The sequence below is a fragment of the Cupriavidus alkaliphilus genome (assembly GCF_014191175.1).
GTDB lineage: Bacteria > Pseudomonadota > Gammaproteobacteria > Burkholderiales > Burkholderiaceae > Cupriavidus > Cupriavidus alkaliphilus.
Map to the genome: position 1 here is coordinate 40,332 of NZ_JACHWE010000007.1, position 14,331 is coordinate 54,662.

At 69.9% G+C, this 14,331-nt stretch carries 12 protein-coding genes; 6 read left to right on the forward strand and 6 right to left on the reverse strand.

From position 1 onward, the window contains the following. Positions 1 to 91: 91 nt before the first annotated feature. Complete coding sequence (locus FHX60_RS21570; RefSeq protein ID WP_260164451.1) at positions 92 to 1,312, forward strand: hypothetical protein; 1,221 nt, start codon at positions 92 to 94, stop codon at positions 1,310 to 1,312. A gap of 12 nt (positions 1,313 to 1,324) precedes the next feature. On the opposite strand, the gene FHX60_RS21575 is transcribed toward FHX60_RS21570, so the two are convergent. Further along, complete coding sequence (locus tag FHX60_RS21575; protein WP_092311073.1) at positions 1,325 to 2,128, reverse strand: BPL-N domain-containing protein; 804 nt, start codon at positions 2,126 to 2,128, stop codon at positions 1,325 to 1,327. Between the two features lie 212 nt (positions 2,129 to 2,340). Here FHX60_RS21575 and FHX60_RS21580 point away from each other — a divergent pair, with 212 nt between their 5' ends. After that, positions 2,341 to 2,790 (forward strand): group I truncated hemoglobin, encoded by a 450-nt coding sequence (locus FHX60_RS21580; protein WP_112776355.1) that lies wholly within the window; start codon positions 2,341 to 2,343, stop codon positions 2,788 to 2,790. A gap of 33 nt (positions 2,791 to 2,823) precedes the next feature. On the opposite strand, the gene FHX60_RS21585 is transcribed toward FHX60_RS21580, so the two are convergent. After that, the gene (locus tag FHX60_RS21585; protein WP_183284567.1) at positions 2,824 to 3,588 is read right to left on the reverse strand and encodes a helix-turn-helix transcriptional regulator; all 765 of its coding nucleotides are present in this window, start codon (positions 3,586 to 3,588) and stop codon (positions 2,824 to 2,826) included. Then, positions 3,572 to 4,495 carry a DMT family transporter gene (locus FHX60_RS21590; protein WP_183284568.1) on the reverse strand — a complete coding sequence of 308 codons (924 nt, stop codon included), beginning with the start codon at positions 4,493 to 4,495 and terminating at the stop codon, positions 3,572 to 3,574. Before FHX60_RS21590 ends, FHX60_RS21585 begins: the two co-directional genes overlap by 17 nt. A gap of 197 nt (positions 4,496 to 4,692) precedes the next feature. Here FHX60_RS21590 and FHX60_RS21595 point away from each other — a divergent pair, with 197 nt between their 5' ends. Together FHX60_RS21595 and FHX60_RS21600 are read left to right on the forward strand one after the other, a co-directional pair. After that, a complete protein-coding gene (locus tag FHX60_RS21595) occupies positions 4,693 to 6,297 on the forward strand; it encodes a DUF1800 domain-containing protein (protein WP_183284569.1) in 1,605 nt (534 codons plus the stop codon). A 17-nt stretch (positions 6,298 to 6,314) separates the two neighbouring features. Beyond that, complete coding sequence (locus tag FHX60_RS21600) at positions 6,315 to 7,646, forward strand: DUF1501 domain-containing protein (RefSeq protein ID WP_183284570.1); 1,332 nt, start codon at positions 6,315 to 6,317, stop codon at positions 7,644 to 7,646. Between the two features lie 36 nt (positions 7,647 to 7,682). Here FHX60_RS21600 and FHX60_RS21605 read toward each other — a convergent pair whose 3' ends face one another. Further along, the gene (locus FHX60_RS21605; protein ID WP_183284571.1) at positions 7,683 to 10,301 is read right to left on the reverse strand and encodes a penicillin-binding protein 1A; all 2,619 of its coding nucleotides are present in this window, start codon (positions 10,299 to 10,301) and stop codon (positions 7,683 to 7,685) included. Between the two features lie 321 nt (positions 10,302 to 10,622). On the opposite strand from FHX60_RS21605, the gene FHX60_RS21610 reads away from it, so the two are divergent. After that, a complete protein-coding gene (locus tag FHX60_RS21610; protein WP_092311059.1) occupies positions 10,623 to 11,690 on the forward strand; it encodes a porin in 1,068 nt (355 codons plus the stop codon). A 190-nt stretch (positions 11,691 to 11,880) separates the two neighbouring features. On the opposite strand, the gene FHX60_RS21615 is transcribed toward FHX60_RS21610, so the two are convergent. After that, entirely contained in the window at positions 11,881 to 12,354 is a 474-nt protein-coding gene (locus FHX60_RS21615) for a DM13 domain-containing protein (RefSeq protein ID WP_092311056.1), read from the reverse strand. Between the two features lie 162 nt (positions 12,355 to 12,516). Between FHX60_RS21615 and FHX60_RS21620 the strand changes: the two genes are divergently transcribed. Further along, positions 12,517 to 12,750 (forward strand): hypothetical protein, encoded by a 234-nt coding sequence (locus FHX60_RS21620; RefSeq protein ID WP_062803537.1) that lies wholly within the window; start codon positions 12,517 to 12,519, stop codon positions 12,748 to 12,750. A 26-nt stretch (positions 12,751 to 12,776) separates the two neighbouring features. Here the strand turns inward: FHX60_RS21620 and FHX60_RS21625 are convergent, their stop codons facing one another. Beyond that, positions 12,777 to 14,327, reverse strand: a complete 1,551-nt coding sequence (locus FHX60_RS21625) for a TAXI family TRAP transporter solute-binding subunit (protein ID WP_112776360.1) — start codon at positions 14,325 to 14,327, stop codon at positions 12,777 to 12,779. Positions 14,328 to 14,331: the final 4 nt, after the last annotated feature.

The window sequence follows — 14,331 nt, forward strand, 5'->3', positions numbered from 1 at the left end:
CCGTCCCGGACATTCATACCCGGTGCGGGCGAGGTCGTCCTCGAAAGCAGGGCATTGTACCGGATCGCGGGGGCAGGGGTGTGCCGTGGCGATGGGCAGCATGGTATCGTCGGCATGTCATGGTCATGCCCTGGGACGTCCAGAATCGGGGGAAATAATGAGAATGAGGTCGGTGCTGTGGTTTGTCGCGATGGTGTTGCTCTTGCCGCGGTTGGCGCTGGCCAGCGAATTCGGCAGCAAGGGCGGGCCGGAGCCCGCCAACCTCGGGCAGATCGCGTCACGGCTGCGCGAAGACCCATATGACCTGGAGCTGCTGATCAGCTTCGGCACCTCCAAGGGCGGATCCGCCGGCCATATCGCGCTGGCACTGCGCGATGATGCGGCGGGCGAAGAGCGGGTGTACTCGGCCAACTTCTACGCGGACCGCGACCCCGCCCACGCTGGCGGCCGCTACACCACCGATCTGATGATCGCCATCCCCAAGCAGGAATATCTGTTCAAGACCGTATCCACGGTCGCCGATACCGCATCGTTCGGGCTCGACTTCGGCGAAATCTACAAGCGTTCGGTCATCGGGGTGCGGGTCTATGGCGTGCCGGCGGCGGACAAGGCGGCGCTGGCCGCTTATTTCCGCCGCATCAACGACGACTATCACCAGCAACGCAGCAACACCGAATATCACCACGGGCCGATCCGCTACGACTACCTGCGCCTGAACTGCGCCAAGACCATCGGCGCCGCTTTCAAGTATGGCGCCGGCTACCGCGACCTGGCAGTGACCGGCGCGACGCTGTTTTCAGGGCAGCGCATGGTCGCGGCAGCCACCGCCAATATCCCGACCGAGATGGCGATGAAGCTGATCCGGGAATGGGGCCAGCGCAGCTACGGCATGGACGTGGTGCTGTACAAGAAGTACCGCGGCTCGACTTATGTCGATCCGCAAGAGGAAGAAAAAATCGCCTTCAAGGACCTGCCTGACCGCTTTCCCTCGGTGCTGTCGCTCGACTTTCGCCGCGAAGCCGGGGCTTACCAGGACTATGACAACCTGCTGGCGATGTACCTGCTGTTCAATCTCGGCAAGTACAGCGTGCGGGTCAACGAACAGACCTTGCTGCTGGAAATCGAGACATCGAAGGACCCCATGCCCTATGCCGAGGCGCTGCGGGCCGCCGAGCGCGACGCCCGGGCCGACAGCGAAAAATTCCAGCGCCATATTGAATTCCGTCCGAGCGGCGAGGGGATCAGCGAGGCGCCGGACAATACGCACCTTTATCACTTTACCGGGGATGCGGCGGGGAAGATGACGCGCTAGGATGCGGCCCTTTCAGCCAAGCGACAGCCCACCCTGCGCCAGCAACCGCCGAAACACCGCCAGGCGCGCATCGCCCGTTTGCGCCAGCCGGTCGCACACGTGGAGGTATTCGGACATATCGCTGTGTCCGCGCAACGCATCCTTGCACTCCCGCTCCGAAATCTCCAGGTGGACCCCGCTCAGCAGCGCGCGGCCCTTGCCGACCTGTGCGCTGACGATGGCGGGCGGCGTGCCGGGGATGCCCGCGTAGACGGCCAGGACCTCGGTCCCGGGGCCGGGGGTGTCGGCGAAGTCGAAGCGGCAGCCGCCGTGGTAATGCGTGTAGACCGACAGCGGGACTTCGGTCAGCTTGTCGGTGGTCCGCAGTTCCACCGCGGCCGTGGTGCGCGGGGTGCCGTCATAGAGCTTGCCGCCGGTCAGTTCTGGCAGCGAGCCGACGGCCACCGCATCCACCAGCCGCAGTTCGCGCGGGCCGCAGATTGCACCGCGGGTGCCGGCATGGAATGCCAGTTCGCGGCATGCGTAGTAGGCGCCCGCGCATATCCCCAGGTAGGCGCCGCCCTGTTCGATAAATTGCCGGATGCGCGCGTTCGGCGCGCCATTCAGCAAGGCGCAATAGGGCAGGTCGGCGCCGCCCGGCATGACGAACATCACCGCATCGTCGAACAGCGTGGCGTCGTGCCGGATCTCGCTTGCCATCACCGCGCGGATTTCATAGGCCCCTGCAGGCAGCTGATGGCCGATGGTTCGCATCAGGCATGCGGTCCAGTCCGACGCGCCGGCGTCGACATAGGTAAGAATCTGGGGCTTGGGCATGGCCGCGTCCGTGTCTTGTCGTCTCCGACTCTAGCCGTTTGGTATCGAAAGCGCCATGCCGTCATCGGCTTGAAAGCAAAGCGGAACCAACCTGCTATGCTGAAACAGCCGAAGCCGGCGCTGTCTGCGCTATCCCAGCATGCGGTCAATGCAATTTGCGCCGCGGCACTGGCTCCGATCCCGCAGCTACCGGGTTAAGGAAGGAGGCAGCCATGCGTATCTCGCCTGTTCTGTGCGGTTTTGTTGTGGCGGCGGTGCTGGGGCTTGCCGGTTGCGCAACGCCGGATCGTGCCAAGCCTGCCACGACTTCGTCGTTATATGACCGGCTTGGCGGCATGCAGGCCATTACCGCGGTGGTCGACGACTTTGTCGGCAACGTGGCGACCGACACGCGCATCAATGCCAGGTTCGCCAATGCCAATATTCCGCGGCTGAAGACCAGGCTGGTCGAACAGATCTGCGCGGGTTCCGGCGGGCCCTGCACCTATTCAGGACGCGATATGAGAACCGCCCATGCCGGCATGGCCATCAGCAACGACGAGTTCGATGCGCTGGTCGACGACCTGGTGAAATCGCTCAACAAGTTCAAGGTGCCGGCGCGCGAGCAGAAGGAGTTGCTGGGTATTCTGGGGCCGATGCGCAAGGATATTGTCTCGCGGTAACCCGGTCGCGCAAGGCGGCCAGCACCCGCGTTTTTACCTGCGCGCGGCCGCCCGCCATGCCCCCGGCGGCAGCCCGAAGCGCCGCGTGAAGCTGCGCGTGAACGTGGTCTGGTCCGGGTAGCCTGACATCAGCGCGATCTCGGCCAGCGGCAGCCGGGAGTTCGACAGCCACTGCAGTGCACGATCCAGCCGGAGGCGGGTCTGGTAGCGGTGCGGGGTATCGCCGAAAGCCTCGGCGAACAGGGTCTGGAAGCGCCGCACGCTCCAGCCGAAATGCGCGGCCAGTTCCGGCACGCGCAGCGGCGCGGCCAGGTTGGCGCGCAGGTAGCCGTCGACGGCCATCAGCGGAAAGACATCGCGGTCCGCGGGCATGCCGAGGCTGTCGGCCAGCGTCGCGGCCAGGGTTGCCGCAAGCTGCCAGTCCGCCTGCGGCGCGCGTGCCGCGCACGCCGTGCGCCCCGCCGCCAGGGCCCGCACCCGGTTGCCAAAGGCGCCCTCCAGCGCGAACGCGCGCGGACGCGCCATCAGCCGCGCGGGCAGCGCCACCGATTGCGCGGGGAAGTCCGCGACCAGCTGCAGGTTCCCCTGGTAGCCCATGTAGTCATGATGGCTGCCGGCCGGCACGATCAGGCCGGTGCGGTCGTCGACGCGGTAGAGATGGCCGTCGAGCTCCAGTTCGGAGGCGCCGGCCAGGCCGAACAGCAGCTGGTGGTAGCCGTGCTGGTGGCCGTCCGGCTGCGGCCGGTAGCGCCGGTGCTCGACCAGCGGCGCGGCGCGCGCTTCAGCGGGCTTCGGCATGCCGCATCCTGCCACGGGTCTGGCACAGCCAGACGCCGGCCCCTGCCACCGCCATGCCAAGTATCTGCACTGCACCGAGGCGCTCGCCGAACAGCAGCCAGGCCTGCAGCGCGGCCAGCGGCGGCGCCAGGAACATCAGCGCCGCGGCATTGGCAGCCTGGCCGCGCCGCACCAGGCTCACCAGCAGCCAGGTGCCGGCGCCGGACAGGCCGATGGCGGCCCAGGCCAGCCCGGCCCACAGAGCCGGGCCGCCGTGCCAGTGCAGCGGCGCGCTGGCTGCCTGGATCACCACCATCGCGGCGGCGACCAGCATGGCGCCCAGGTTCTGCCACGCCGAGCTGGCGCGCAGGTCACAGGCGGCGATGGCGGTTTTCTGCAACAGGGTTCCCATGGTGATGGAGACAATGGCCAGCACTCCCAGCAACACCGTCGCCGGCGATACCGCACTGGCCGCGCCGTGCGGGCCAGCGTGCAACGCAGGGGCGACCACCAGTGCAACGCCGAGCGCACCCAGCGCCAGGCCGTGCCAGGTCCGCCTGGAAGGTAGCTCTTTCAGCAGGGGGATGGCAAGCAGCGCGGTCAGCAGCGGCTGCAGCGCGCCCAGCAGGGCCATGATCGCCGGCGGCAGGCCCCTGGCGACGGCGCCGTAGCCGGCGCACAGGTAGAAGCCCTGCATCAGCGCCCCGGCCAGCAGGTGGCGCGGCGCTTCGCGCAGCGGCGGCCATGCCGCGCGCGCGGCCAGCGACCACGCCGCGAACATCAGCCCGGCGACGGCAAAGCGGCCCAGCAGGAACAGGCTGGTGTCGGCCAGCGGCACGATGGCCTTGCCGACGATAAAGCCGGTGGACCAGATCAGGACGAAGGCCATGGCGGGCAGCCAGGCGGCAGTGGACAGGGGTCGCGACATGCGGTCAGGCGGTTCCGCTGCGGGAGCGGAAAGGGCAGAAAACGGCAAGGCTAGCGAGGCGCGGCGCCGCTGTCTTGGCAAATCCGGCAATCTCGCACTGAAAGCATTGGTAACACTCGCGTGGCGTCGCCGCGTCAACCGCTCTGGGCTTGCCACGTAACATGGTGATGGGGATCGAACCGGAAGAGGTGAAACACATGGATCCAGCGCAGCATGCAAGACCACATGGCCGTGGACGAGTTGCCGCCTGGCGCGCCGCCGCCGCGCTGGCGCTGGCCGCGTGCCTGGCGGGCTGTGCCGGCCTGCAGGCGGGGCCGGGCAACGGTGACGGCCATGTGGCCACGGCGGCCGCCGACCTGCGCTGGCTCAACACCGTCACCTACGGCGCCGACCAGGCCTCGCTGGACGCGCTGCGCCGGCTGGGCCGCAAGGACTTTCTCGCGCAGCAGCTGGCGATGCCGCTGGCCGATCCGCCCGAGCTGGCGGCCGCCATTGCCGCCTTGCCCAACCTGCGCGACGGCGCCGCCGCGCAGGTCCAGGCCGCGCGCGAGGCGCGCCAGCGTATCGACGCCCTGCCGGACGACGCCAGCCGGCAGCAGGCGCGCCAGGCGCTCAACATGCAGGGCCGCGAGATCGTGGCCGATGTGGCGCGGCGCCACTTGCTGCGCGCGCTGTATTCGCCGGCGCAGCTGCGCGAGCAGATGACATGGTTCTGGATGAACCATTTCAACGTGTACGCGGGCAAGGGCCAGGTCGGGCTGCTGCTGGCCGATTACGAAGAGCGCGCCATCCGGCCGCATGCGCTCGGCCGTTTCCGCGACCTGCTGATGGCGACGGTGACCGCGCCGGCGATGCTGGTCTATCTCGACAATGCCCAGAGCAGCGCCAACCGCGTCAACGAGAACTACGCGCGCGAGCTGATGGAGCTGCATACGCTGGGCGTGTCTGGTGGGCCCAGCGGCTCGCGCTATACGCAGCAGGACGTGCAGGAGTTGGCGCGCGTGCTGACCGGCGTGGGCGTGAACCTGCGCGGCACACCGCCGCCGAAGCTGCCCCCCGCGCGCGCAAGCCTGTACCGCAGCGACGGCTTGTTCGAGTTCAACCCCGCGCGCCACGACTTCGGCGCCAAGCTGCTGCTGGGCCAGCGCATCGAGCCGTCCGGTTTGGACGAAGTGGCGCGCGCGGTGTCGATGCTGGCGCGCGAGCCGGCCACGGCGCGCTTTGTCAGTGCCAGGATGGCGGCTCACTTCATCGCCGACGACCCGCCTGCCGCGCTGGTCGAGCGCATGGCGCAGACCTTCACGCGCACCGACGGCGATATCGCCGCGGTGCTGCGCACCATGCTGCTGGCGCCCGGACTGGACTGGCAGGCGGACGCGTCGCCGCGCAAGTTCAAGGACCCGATGGTCTATGTGGTGTCGTCGCTGCGGCTGGCGTATGAAGGCCGGCAGGTAGCCAACCTGCGCCCGGTGATGAACTGGCTGAACCAGCTGGGTGAGCCGCTGTACGGCCACGTGGCGCCCGACGGCTATCCGTCGGCGGAAAGCGCTTGGGCCAGTTCGGGGCAGATGGTGCGGCGCTTCGAGATCGCGCGCGCGATCGGCTCGGGGCCGGCGGGATTGTTCGCGGGCGATGGCGCCACGCCGCGCGGGGCGCGCTTCCCGACCATCGGCAACAAGCTCTACTACGACGCGATCGAAGCCACCCTTGGCCCCGCCACGCGCACCGCGCTGAGTCAGGCCGAGTCGCAGGCGGAATGGAACACCTTGCTGCTGGCTTCGCCCGAATGGATGCAGCGCTGAAGGCAACGGAGAGCACCATGCAACGCCGACAATGGCTCAAGACGATGGGTGGCGCCGCATTAGGCCTGGCGCTGCCCGCCATCGCCTCGCGCGTCTACGCGCTGCCCGCGCAGGCCGACGCGCGCTTCCTGCTGGTATTCCTGCGCGGCGGCTATGACGCCGCCAGCGTGCTGGTGCCGGCTGGCAGCGATTTCTACTACGCGGCGCGGCCCAATATCGCCATCCGCCGTCCGCCCGCGCCGGGTGCCGACGCGGATCCCAACGCCGCGGTGGCGCTGGCATCCGCCTTTAACGCCGACAGCGCCGCGCGCGGCATCGGCGACTGGGCCCTGCACCCGGCCCTGTCCCCGACCCTGCTGCCGTTGTGGCAACAGGGCCAGCTGGCCTTTGTGCCGTTCGCCGGCACGCACGACCTGTCGCGCAGCCACTTCGAGACCCAGGACGGTATCGAGGCCGGCCTGCCCGGCCATGACGAAAGCCGCCAGGCCGCGGCTGCGCCGCGCGGCAGCGGCTTCCTCAATCGGCTGGCCCAGGCCATGGGCGGCCAGGCTGCGCCAGTGGCGTTCACCGACGGGCTGCCGCTGGTGCTGTCCGGCCCGCGTGACGTGCCCAACGTCTCGCTCAAGGGCAGTGGCCGCGCCCCGTTCGATGCGCGCCAGGCGAAGCTGCTGGCGCAGATGTATCGCGGCACGCGCTTCGAGTCACTGATCGACGAGGGCTTCGAGCTGCGCGAGACCGTCGCGCGCCAGGCGCAGGCGGAGCCGCCGAAGGGCGGCATGGCTGGCGCCGGCCCGGCCACGATGGCGTCGCGCCAGCAGGAGATGCAGGCTGCCAGCCGCCGCGCGCTCAGCGCGCGCGGCTTCGAGGTCGAGGCCCGGCGCATGGCGGGGCTGATGCGCGAGCGCTTCAACCTGGGCTTTATCGACGTGGGCGGCTGGGACACCCACGTCAACCAGGGCGCCGCGCAGGGCCAGCTGGCCGGGCTGCTCGACAACCTGGGCCGCGGCTTGTCGGCCTTTGCCGCGGAGATGGGTCCCGCCTGGAGCAAGACCACCGTGGTGGTGCTGTCCGAGTTCGGCCGCACCTTCCGCGAGAACGGCACGCGCGGCACCGACCACGGTCACGGCACGGTCTACTGGGTGCTGGGCGGCAGCGTGCGCGGTGGCCGCATCGCGGGCGAACAGGTCGCGGTGGAAGCGGCCACGCTCAACCAGGATCGCGACTGGCCGGTGCGCAACGAGTACCGGGCGCTGCTGGGCGGGCTGTTCCGCAGGCTGTACGGGCTGGATCCGGCGCGGCTGGCGCAGGTGTTTCCGGGCGTCGCGGGGCGGGATATCGGATTGGCATGAGCCGCGTCCCGGCGGACGGAGCGCCTGGTTCAGCGACTATCGTTGGCCGGCGGGGGTGATGATGGTGGGTGCGAGCGGCGTGATCGGTGCCGCGGGCGTTGGCGTTGGCGTCGGAGTAGGAGTTGGCGCCGGAGCCGGAGCCGGCGGGGTCGCTGGCGTGGGGGAGGCCGGGGGCAGGATGGCTGGCGGGGCCGGTTCATGCGCCGGGGGCGGCGCAACCGGCGCGCTGCCCGCGTTGAGGTCCGGCGGCGGCACGGCTATCACCGTTTCCCCCCGGTCCAGCGCCAGGCTGGACTCATCGTGGTCACCGTCCGCCGCCACGGCCGAGGCCGCGCCCGCCGGCGGCGGCAGTTCGGCTTCCTGCGCCGGCAACGCCGGCCGGCGCGGCGCCGGGCGCGGGGTCGTGGTCTCGCTGGCCTTGTCGCGCGTGAACAGCTGGCTGAACCAGCCGCGCAGCTGCGTGCCCAGCGAGGCGAACACGTGCGTTTCCTCATGCTCGGCAAAGCGCGCGCGGCCATCGATGATGCGCGCGCGCAGGGCGCGCTGGTAAAAGTCGCCCACCATCGGCAGCGCGCTGTGCGCGCCCTGGCCCCAGTAGTCGCTGCGCAGCGTGATGCGGCTGTCGTTGAAGCCCACCCAGGCGCCCGCCACCAGCTCCGGATGCATCAGGATGAACCAGCCGTCGGCATTGTCCTGGGTGGTGCCGGTCTTGCCGGCGACGTCGGCGCGGATGCCGAAGCGCGAGCGGATGCCGGCGCCGGTGCCGCGGTCGATCACGTCGCGCATCACGTCGAGCAGGGTTTGCGTGGCGGCGGCGGGCAGCGCGTGCTCGGCGCGCGCGGGGCGGAACACCTGCAGCACGTTGCCCCGGCGGTCTTCGATGCGGGTCACCATGGTCGGCGCGATGTAGTCGCCGGCATTGGCGATGGTGCCGTAGGCGGCCACCATTTCCTTCAGCGTGACCGGGCTGGTGCCCAGCGCCAGCGACGGCACCACGTCGAGCTGGCTGTCGCGCACGCCCATGTTGCGCGCCAGCCGCGCCACGCGCGCGGGGCCCACTTCCTGCATCAGCTGTGCGGTGATGGTGTTGCGCGAATAGACCAGGCCGTCGCGCAGCGTCATGGCGCGGCCGGTGGGGCGGCCTTCGTCGCTGGGGCGCCAGACCTCGCCGCCGGCCAGCTCGATTTCCACCGGCTGGTCCACCAGCGTATCGTCGGGGGTCTTGCCCTCGTCGAAGGCCGCGCCGTACACGAAGGGCTTGAAGGTCGAACCCGGCTGGCGGCGCGCCTGCTGCACGTGGTCGAACGCGTCCTGGGTGTAGTCGCGGCTGCCGACCCAGGCGCGGATCTCGCCGTTGCGCGGGTCGATGGCCAGGAAGCCGGCCTGGATCCGGGTCTTGCTCTGGTGCAGCGCGCGCAGGAAGGCGCTGTCGGCCATCAGGTGGCGCAGCGCCTCGTCGGGTGCCGTGCCGGCGGCGACGGCGGCGCGGTACTCCGGGGTCTCGCGCACGAAGGCCTGCACCAGCGGCTTGTTGGCGGCCCAGCCCGCGCGCGGCGCCCAGGCGGCGTTGGCGACTGCCTGGAGCCGGTTGCCCTGCTGCGCCACGGCCTGCGTGGCCATGGCCTGCAGGCGCGCGTCGATGGTGGTGTGGACCACCAGGCCGTCGGCGTAGATGTCGTAGCCGTTGCGGTCGGCCCAGCCGATCAGCCACTTGCGCAGTTGCTGCGCAAAGTGCGGCGCGGGGCCGGGCGGCTCGGTCTGCCGCTCGAAGTCGATGCGCAGCGGGCGCTTCTTCAGCTGCTCGTAGCGCGCCGCGTCGAGCTTGCCGCGCTTGACCATCTGCCCCAGCACGGTATTGCGCCGGTCCAGCGCGCGCTCGGGGTTGAGCACCGGGTTGTAGTAGCTGTTGCCCTTGAGCATGCCGATCAGCGTGGCGCTCTGCAGCACGTCGAGCGAGCGGGCGGGGCGGTCGAAGTAGGTGCGCGCCGCCATCTCGATGCCGAAGGCGTTGTACAGGAACGGCACCGTGTTGAGATAGGTCTCGAGGATCTCGTCCTTGGTGTAGAGCGCCTCGATCTTCAGTGCGGTGATCGCTTCCTTGAGCTTGCGCGTCAGCGTGGGGGCGCGGCCGATCTCGTCGGGATAGAGGTTGCGCGCCAGCTGCTGGGTGATGGTGGATCCGCCCTGGCGGTCGCCGGAGAAGGTATGCAGCGCGGCCGAGGCGATGCGGCGCCAGTCCAGGCCGTGGTGCTGGTAGAAGCGGTGGTCCTCGGTGGAGATCAGCGCCGCCACCACGTTGGGCGAGATCTGCTTGAGCGGCACCCAGTCGCGGTTGGCCCACTTGAACACGGCCAGCTCCTTGCCGTCGGCGGACAGTACCTGGGCCGGTTGCTCGGACTTGGCCTTGCGGATATCGCTGATGCCCGGCGTGAACGGGATCAGCACCAGCACATAGAGCAGCAGCGCCGCCGGAATCGCGGCCAGGCCAAGCAGCACGCCGCGCCGGGTGGGGCGCAGCGTGCCGGGGTGCGTCAGGCCGGCGCGCGCGGCGCGCGCCGCCAGGCGGGACAGGCCTCGCCGGAGGGGGGCAGGCAGTGAAGCCGGAAACGAGGCAAGCAGCGGGGCAAGCCGGGTCTTGATCTCAGCCAGCTTCATGAGGCGAAGCGGTCGAGGCACAGGCGCGGGGCGGCACGGAACACTGGCATTACCGTCGTCGGAAAAGCCTGCATCCTACCAAAACGTTCCCACCCGTTACAGGGAAAACCCCCAGCCGGGCGGGATGCGCCACTTCCTGCTGCGTATCATGGGTCACAAAGCTTTCATATTGCGCCGCCACAATGCCGGGGCCGCCACTCGTGCGGACGATGCGCCGTTGCCGGGTTGCCCGGCTGGGCCAGGTCGCCATGACGCTCCATGACGATCGGGCCCTGGGTCCGGTGCGGTGTCGTGCCTCAAACAGAACACAGAGAAACTACAGTGAAGAAAGCTCTCCTTGCAATGACGGCAGCAGCGGCCGCGTCGGCCGCATCCGGGGTGGCGTCGGCCCAATCCACGTCCAACGTGACGCTCTACGGCATCGTCGACGCCGGCGTCGAAGTGATCAGCAACGTGCCGGGCAGCGGCGGCGCCGAAGGCACGGCCGCGCGCCTGAACTCGGGCAACCTGTCCGGTTCGCGCTGGGGCCTGCGTGGCACCGAAGACCTGGGCGGCGGCCTGAAGGGCATCTTCGTGCTGGAAAGCGGCTTCGATGTCGACACCGGCACCTCGGGCCAGGGCAACCGCCTGTTCGGCCGCCAGGCCTACGTCGGCCTGCAGGGCGGCTGGGGCGCGGTCACGCTGGGCCGCCAGCAGAACGCGCTGTACGACCTGTTCGGCGCCTTCGACCCGATGGGCGTGGGCCCGCGCTACTCGCTCAACAGCGTCGACTCGGCCTTCAACGGCCGCGCCGACAACGCCGTCAAGTACACCGGCAAGTTCGGCGGCCTGACCGCCACCGGCTTCTACAGCTTCGGCCGCGACAACAACGAAATCCCGGGCGAGACCAAGGTCGGGCGCAACTTCGGCGGCGGCCTGTCGTATGCGGCGGGCGGCTTCTCGGTCGGCGCGGCCTACGACCAGTTCCAGGGCGGCACGGTGGCGCTGCAGGACCGCGCCGCCAAGCGCGCGGCCGTGGGCGCGGCCTACGCCTTCGGCGGTGCCAAGGTGTTCGCGGGCTACCGCTGGCTGCGCGACGACGGCGTGTCCAGCGCCACCGCGGCCGCGACTCGCAGCAACGTCTACTGGGCCGGCGCCCAGTACCGCTTCACGCCGGCGTTCCAGCTGACCGGCGCCGCGTACTACAACGACACCCGCAATAGCGATGCGGATCCGTGGATGTTCGTGCTGTCGGCGGACTACTCGCTGTCCAAGCGCACCGACGTGTACCTGAACGTGGGCTACTCGAAGAACAAGTCGGGCTCGGCGCTGGGCCTGAACGGCGTGGGTACCGTGGTCGCGGGCGAGAACCAGACCGGCGCCACCATCGGCCTGCGTCACCGCTTCTGAGCATTGCCATCCGATGCCCGCCCGGCAGGCGCCCATGCCTGCACGGGCGGGTGCTTAACTCTCATATCGACACCTGCGGCTGGTCTTGCGGGGTTCGTTGGGCCGGTTGCCTTGATCGGCCCTTTTTTCCCTTTGGCCGGGTGCTTCGCTGCTCGGTCCGCGCCATTGCTCCGCGGCCTGCCCGCGGTCCCTACCGATACCCCGCAGCGCCAATAAACTGCCCGAACCGCTCGCACCAGATCACCACCGCCGCATACCGGGACGGGTCTACCCCGGCCGGCAAGTCCACGGTGAAATTGCCGAAGGTCTTCAGTTCAGCCACCTGCAGGGACTGGTCCTTGATCCGCAGGAAGGCTTCCTTGTTGTCGACGAACGCCGGCGCCAGGTAGATCCGGTAATCCGGACCCGGTGCCACGCTGCCTTCGAAGGCGAGCGCGCTGGCCGAGACATGGAGCCGGCCGCTGGCCCAGTGCAGCGCATCACTGCCGGCCAGATCCTTGCGGAAGGTGCCGGTATAGCGCGCCTGCTGCGATACCGCCTGCACCTGGCCGGCGCTGGCGCCCGGCTGCGCCGTCAGGATCGGCAGCACATAGATGCCGGCGGCGAAGCCGACCGCCAGCATGGCGAGGTGGGTCACGACGAGAATGGCGGGCCGGGCAGGCATGTCTGGCTCCAGTAGGCACGATGATGCCGGTATGTCGGCGCTGGTGCCGGAACCTGACAGCGCCGCGGCATGTCGGCGGCATTGGCACATTCGCAACGGTTTCACCAATCCAACACATGGAAGTGGTTATGATCTGGTAGTTGCCCTGTCGAGAAGCTGCCTATGACCCTCCACGTCACGATCCGCACCATCCGTACCGGCACGATGCAATCCGCGCGCTACCAGGCGCGCGTCTACCTGACCACCGATGCCGAGGCCCTGCCGTTGCTGGCAACGGATTGGAGCGAGCGCGAGGCCGAAGCCTTCCGTACCGCACAGTTCTGGGCGCAGCGCCACGCTTATGTGGTGTCTAATCCACGCGCAGGAACGTTCTACGGCGTATCGGGCCGGCGCTGAAGCCGGCCAGCGCATCCCCCGCATCCCTATCTGACCGGCGTCCCGGACGCTGCCGGCGGCCGAGCGGGCCTTGCCGCGCCCGGCGCGGCGCCGGCCGGGCCCATGGCGTCCAGCGCCTTGGCCGCTGCCAGATGCTGCGGAATCATCAGGCCCTGGCGCGCCGTAGCCACCGCAATCTGGCCGCCCTGGGCGCTGCCGCGCGCGACCAGGTCGCGCCCGTTGCGGTAGACCAGCCGCGTCAGGTCGGCCACTTCGGCGTCGGACAGGTCCGGGCCGGTCACCAGCACGGCCGCGGTGGCGATCGTGCGCACCGGCGCGCTCAGGCCGGGATAGGTGCCCGGCGCAATCGATGCGCGGAAATAGCCCGCCTTGCGGCCCACCAGCGCGGCGATGGCCTTTTCGTCGAGCGGCAGCAGCCGCAGCGGCATTTCCGCGAGCGCATCGCGGATGCTGTCGGCGGGCACGCCGATCACCTGGATCACGGCGTCGACCTGGTTCTGGCGCAGCGCCACCAGGCCGGTGCCCAGCCCCACTTCCTCGGCCTTGAAGTCCTTGTCTGCCAGCCCGTGCGCAGCCAGCACGCGCAGCGCGGTGCCGCGCGAGGCCGAACCGCGCTCGCCCACCGCGATGCGCTTGCCGCGCAGGTCCGACACCGAGCGCGCCGGATCGGCGTCGCGCACCAGCACATGCACGGGTTCCGGATAGAGGCTGCCGATGGCGCGCAGCGAGGCCTGCGGGCCGTCGTCGGCAAAGGCGTCCTTGCCCTCGTAGGCGTCGAGTGCGGCATCGCCCTGCGCCAGCGCCACCGAGACCTTGCCAGCGCGCAGCAGGCGCAGGTTCTCTTCGCCGCCGTGCGTGACCAACGGGATCGCGCGCACGCGCGTGCCGGCCACCAGCGCTTGCGCAAAGCGCAGGTACTGGCCGTGCTCGGCGCCGGCGGCAATGGCATAGCCTTCGTTGACCCGCGCCAGCCGCGCGCGGATATTGGCGTGCGCGGTGGTCAGCTCCTGCTCGATCACCGCGCGCTGCGCCGGCGAGGCATCCTTCTGCACCGAGTCGATCACCTTGCGCATCGCGTCGAGGATCGCCGCCGGACCGGTCTGGGCATTGGTGGCGACGGTCGGGGCCTCGGCGGGGCGGTAGCCGGCCGGCAGCACGCCGACCCAGCGCTCGCCGTCGCGCCGGTACAGCGCGGTGCCGTGGGCGCGGATGATGTCGCCGGCCTTGTTGCCGCCGCTGGTGATGCCGGTGATGCCGCGCGGGCCCGCGCCCAGCGCCGACACCAGGCCGGCCACGCCGGGCGAATCCCAGGCGCCGAAGTCATAGTCGCGCAGCAGCTTCAGTCGGGCGTCGAAATAGACGATGCGGCGCGTCTCGCCCGCCGGGGCCTTGGTATCGGCCTGCGAGCCGCGGCGCTCCAGTTCCACCACCTGCACCGTGCCCGGCGGCAGCGCCAGCGCCAGCCGCTCTTCGACGCCGGCGCGGATGCCGTCGGCGGCCGGGCCGCCGCCGCATCCCGCCAGCCAGGCGCTGGCCAGCACGGCGAACAGCAGGGTCAGCAGGGCGCGGCGCCGCATCTTA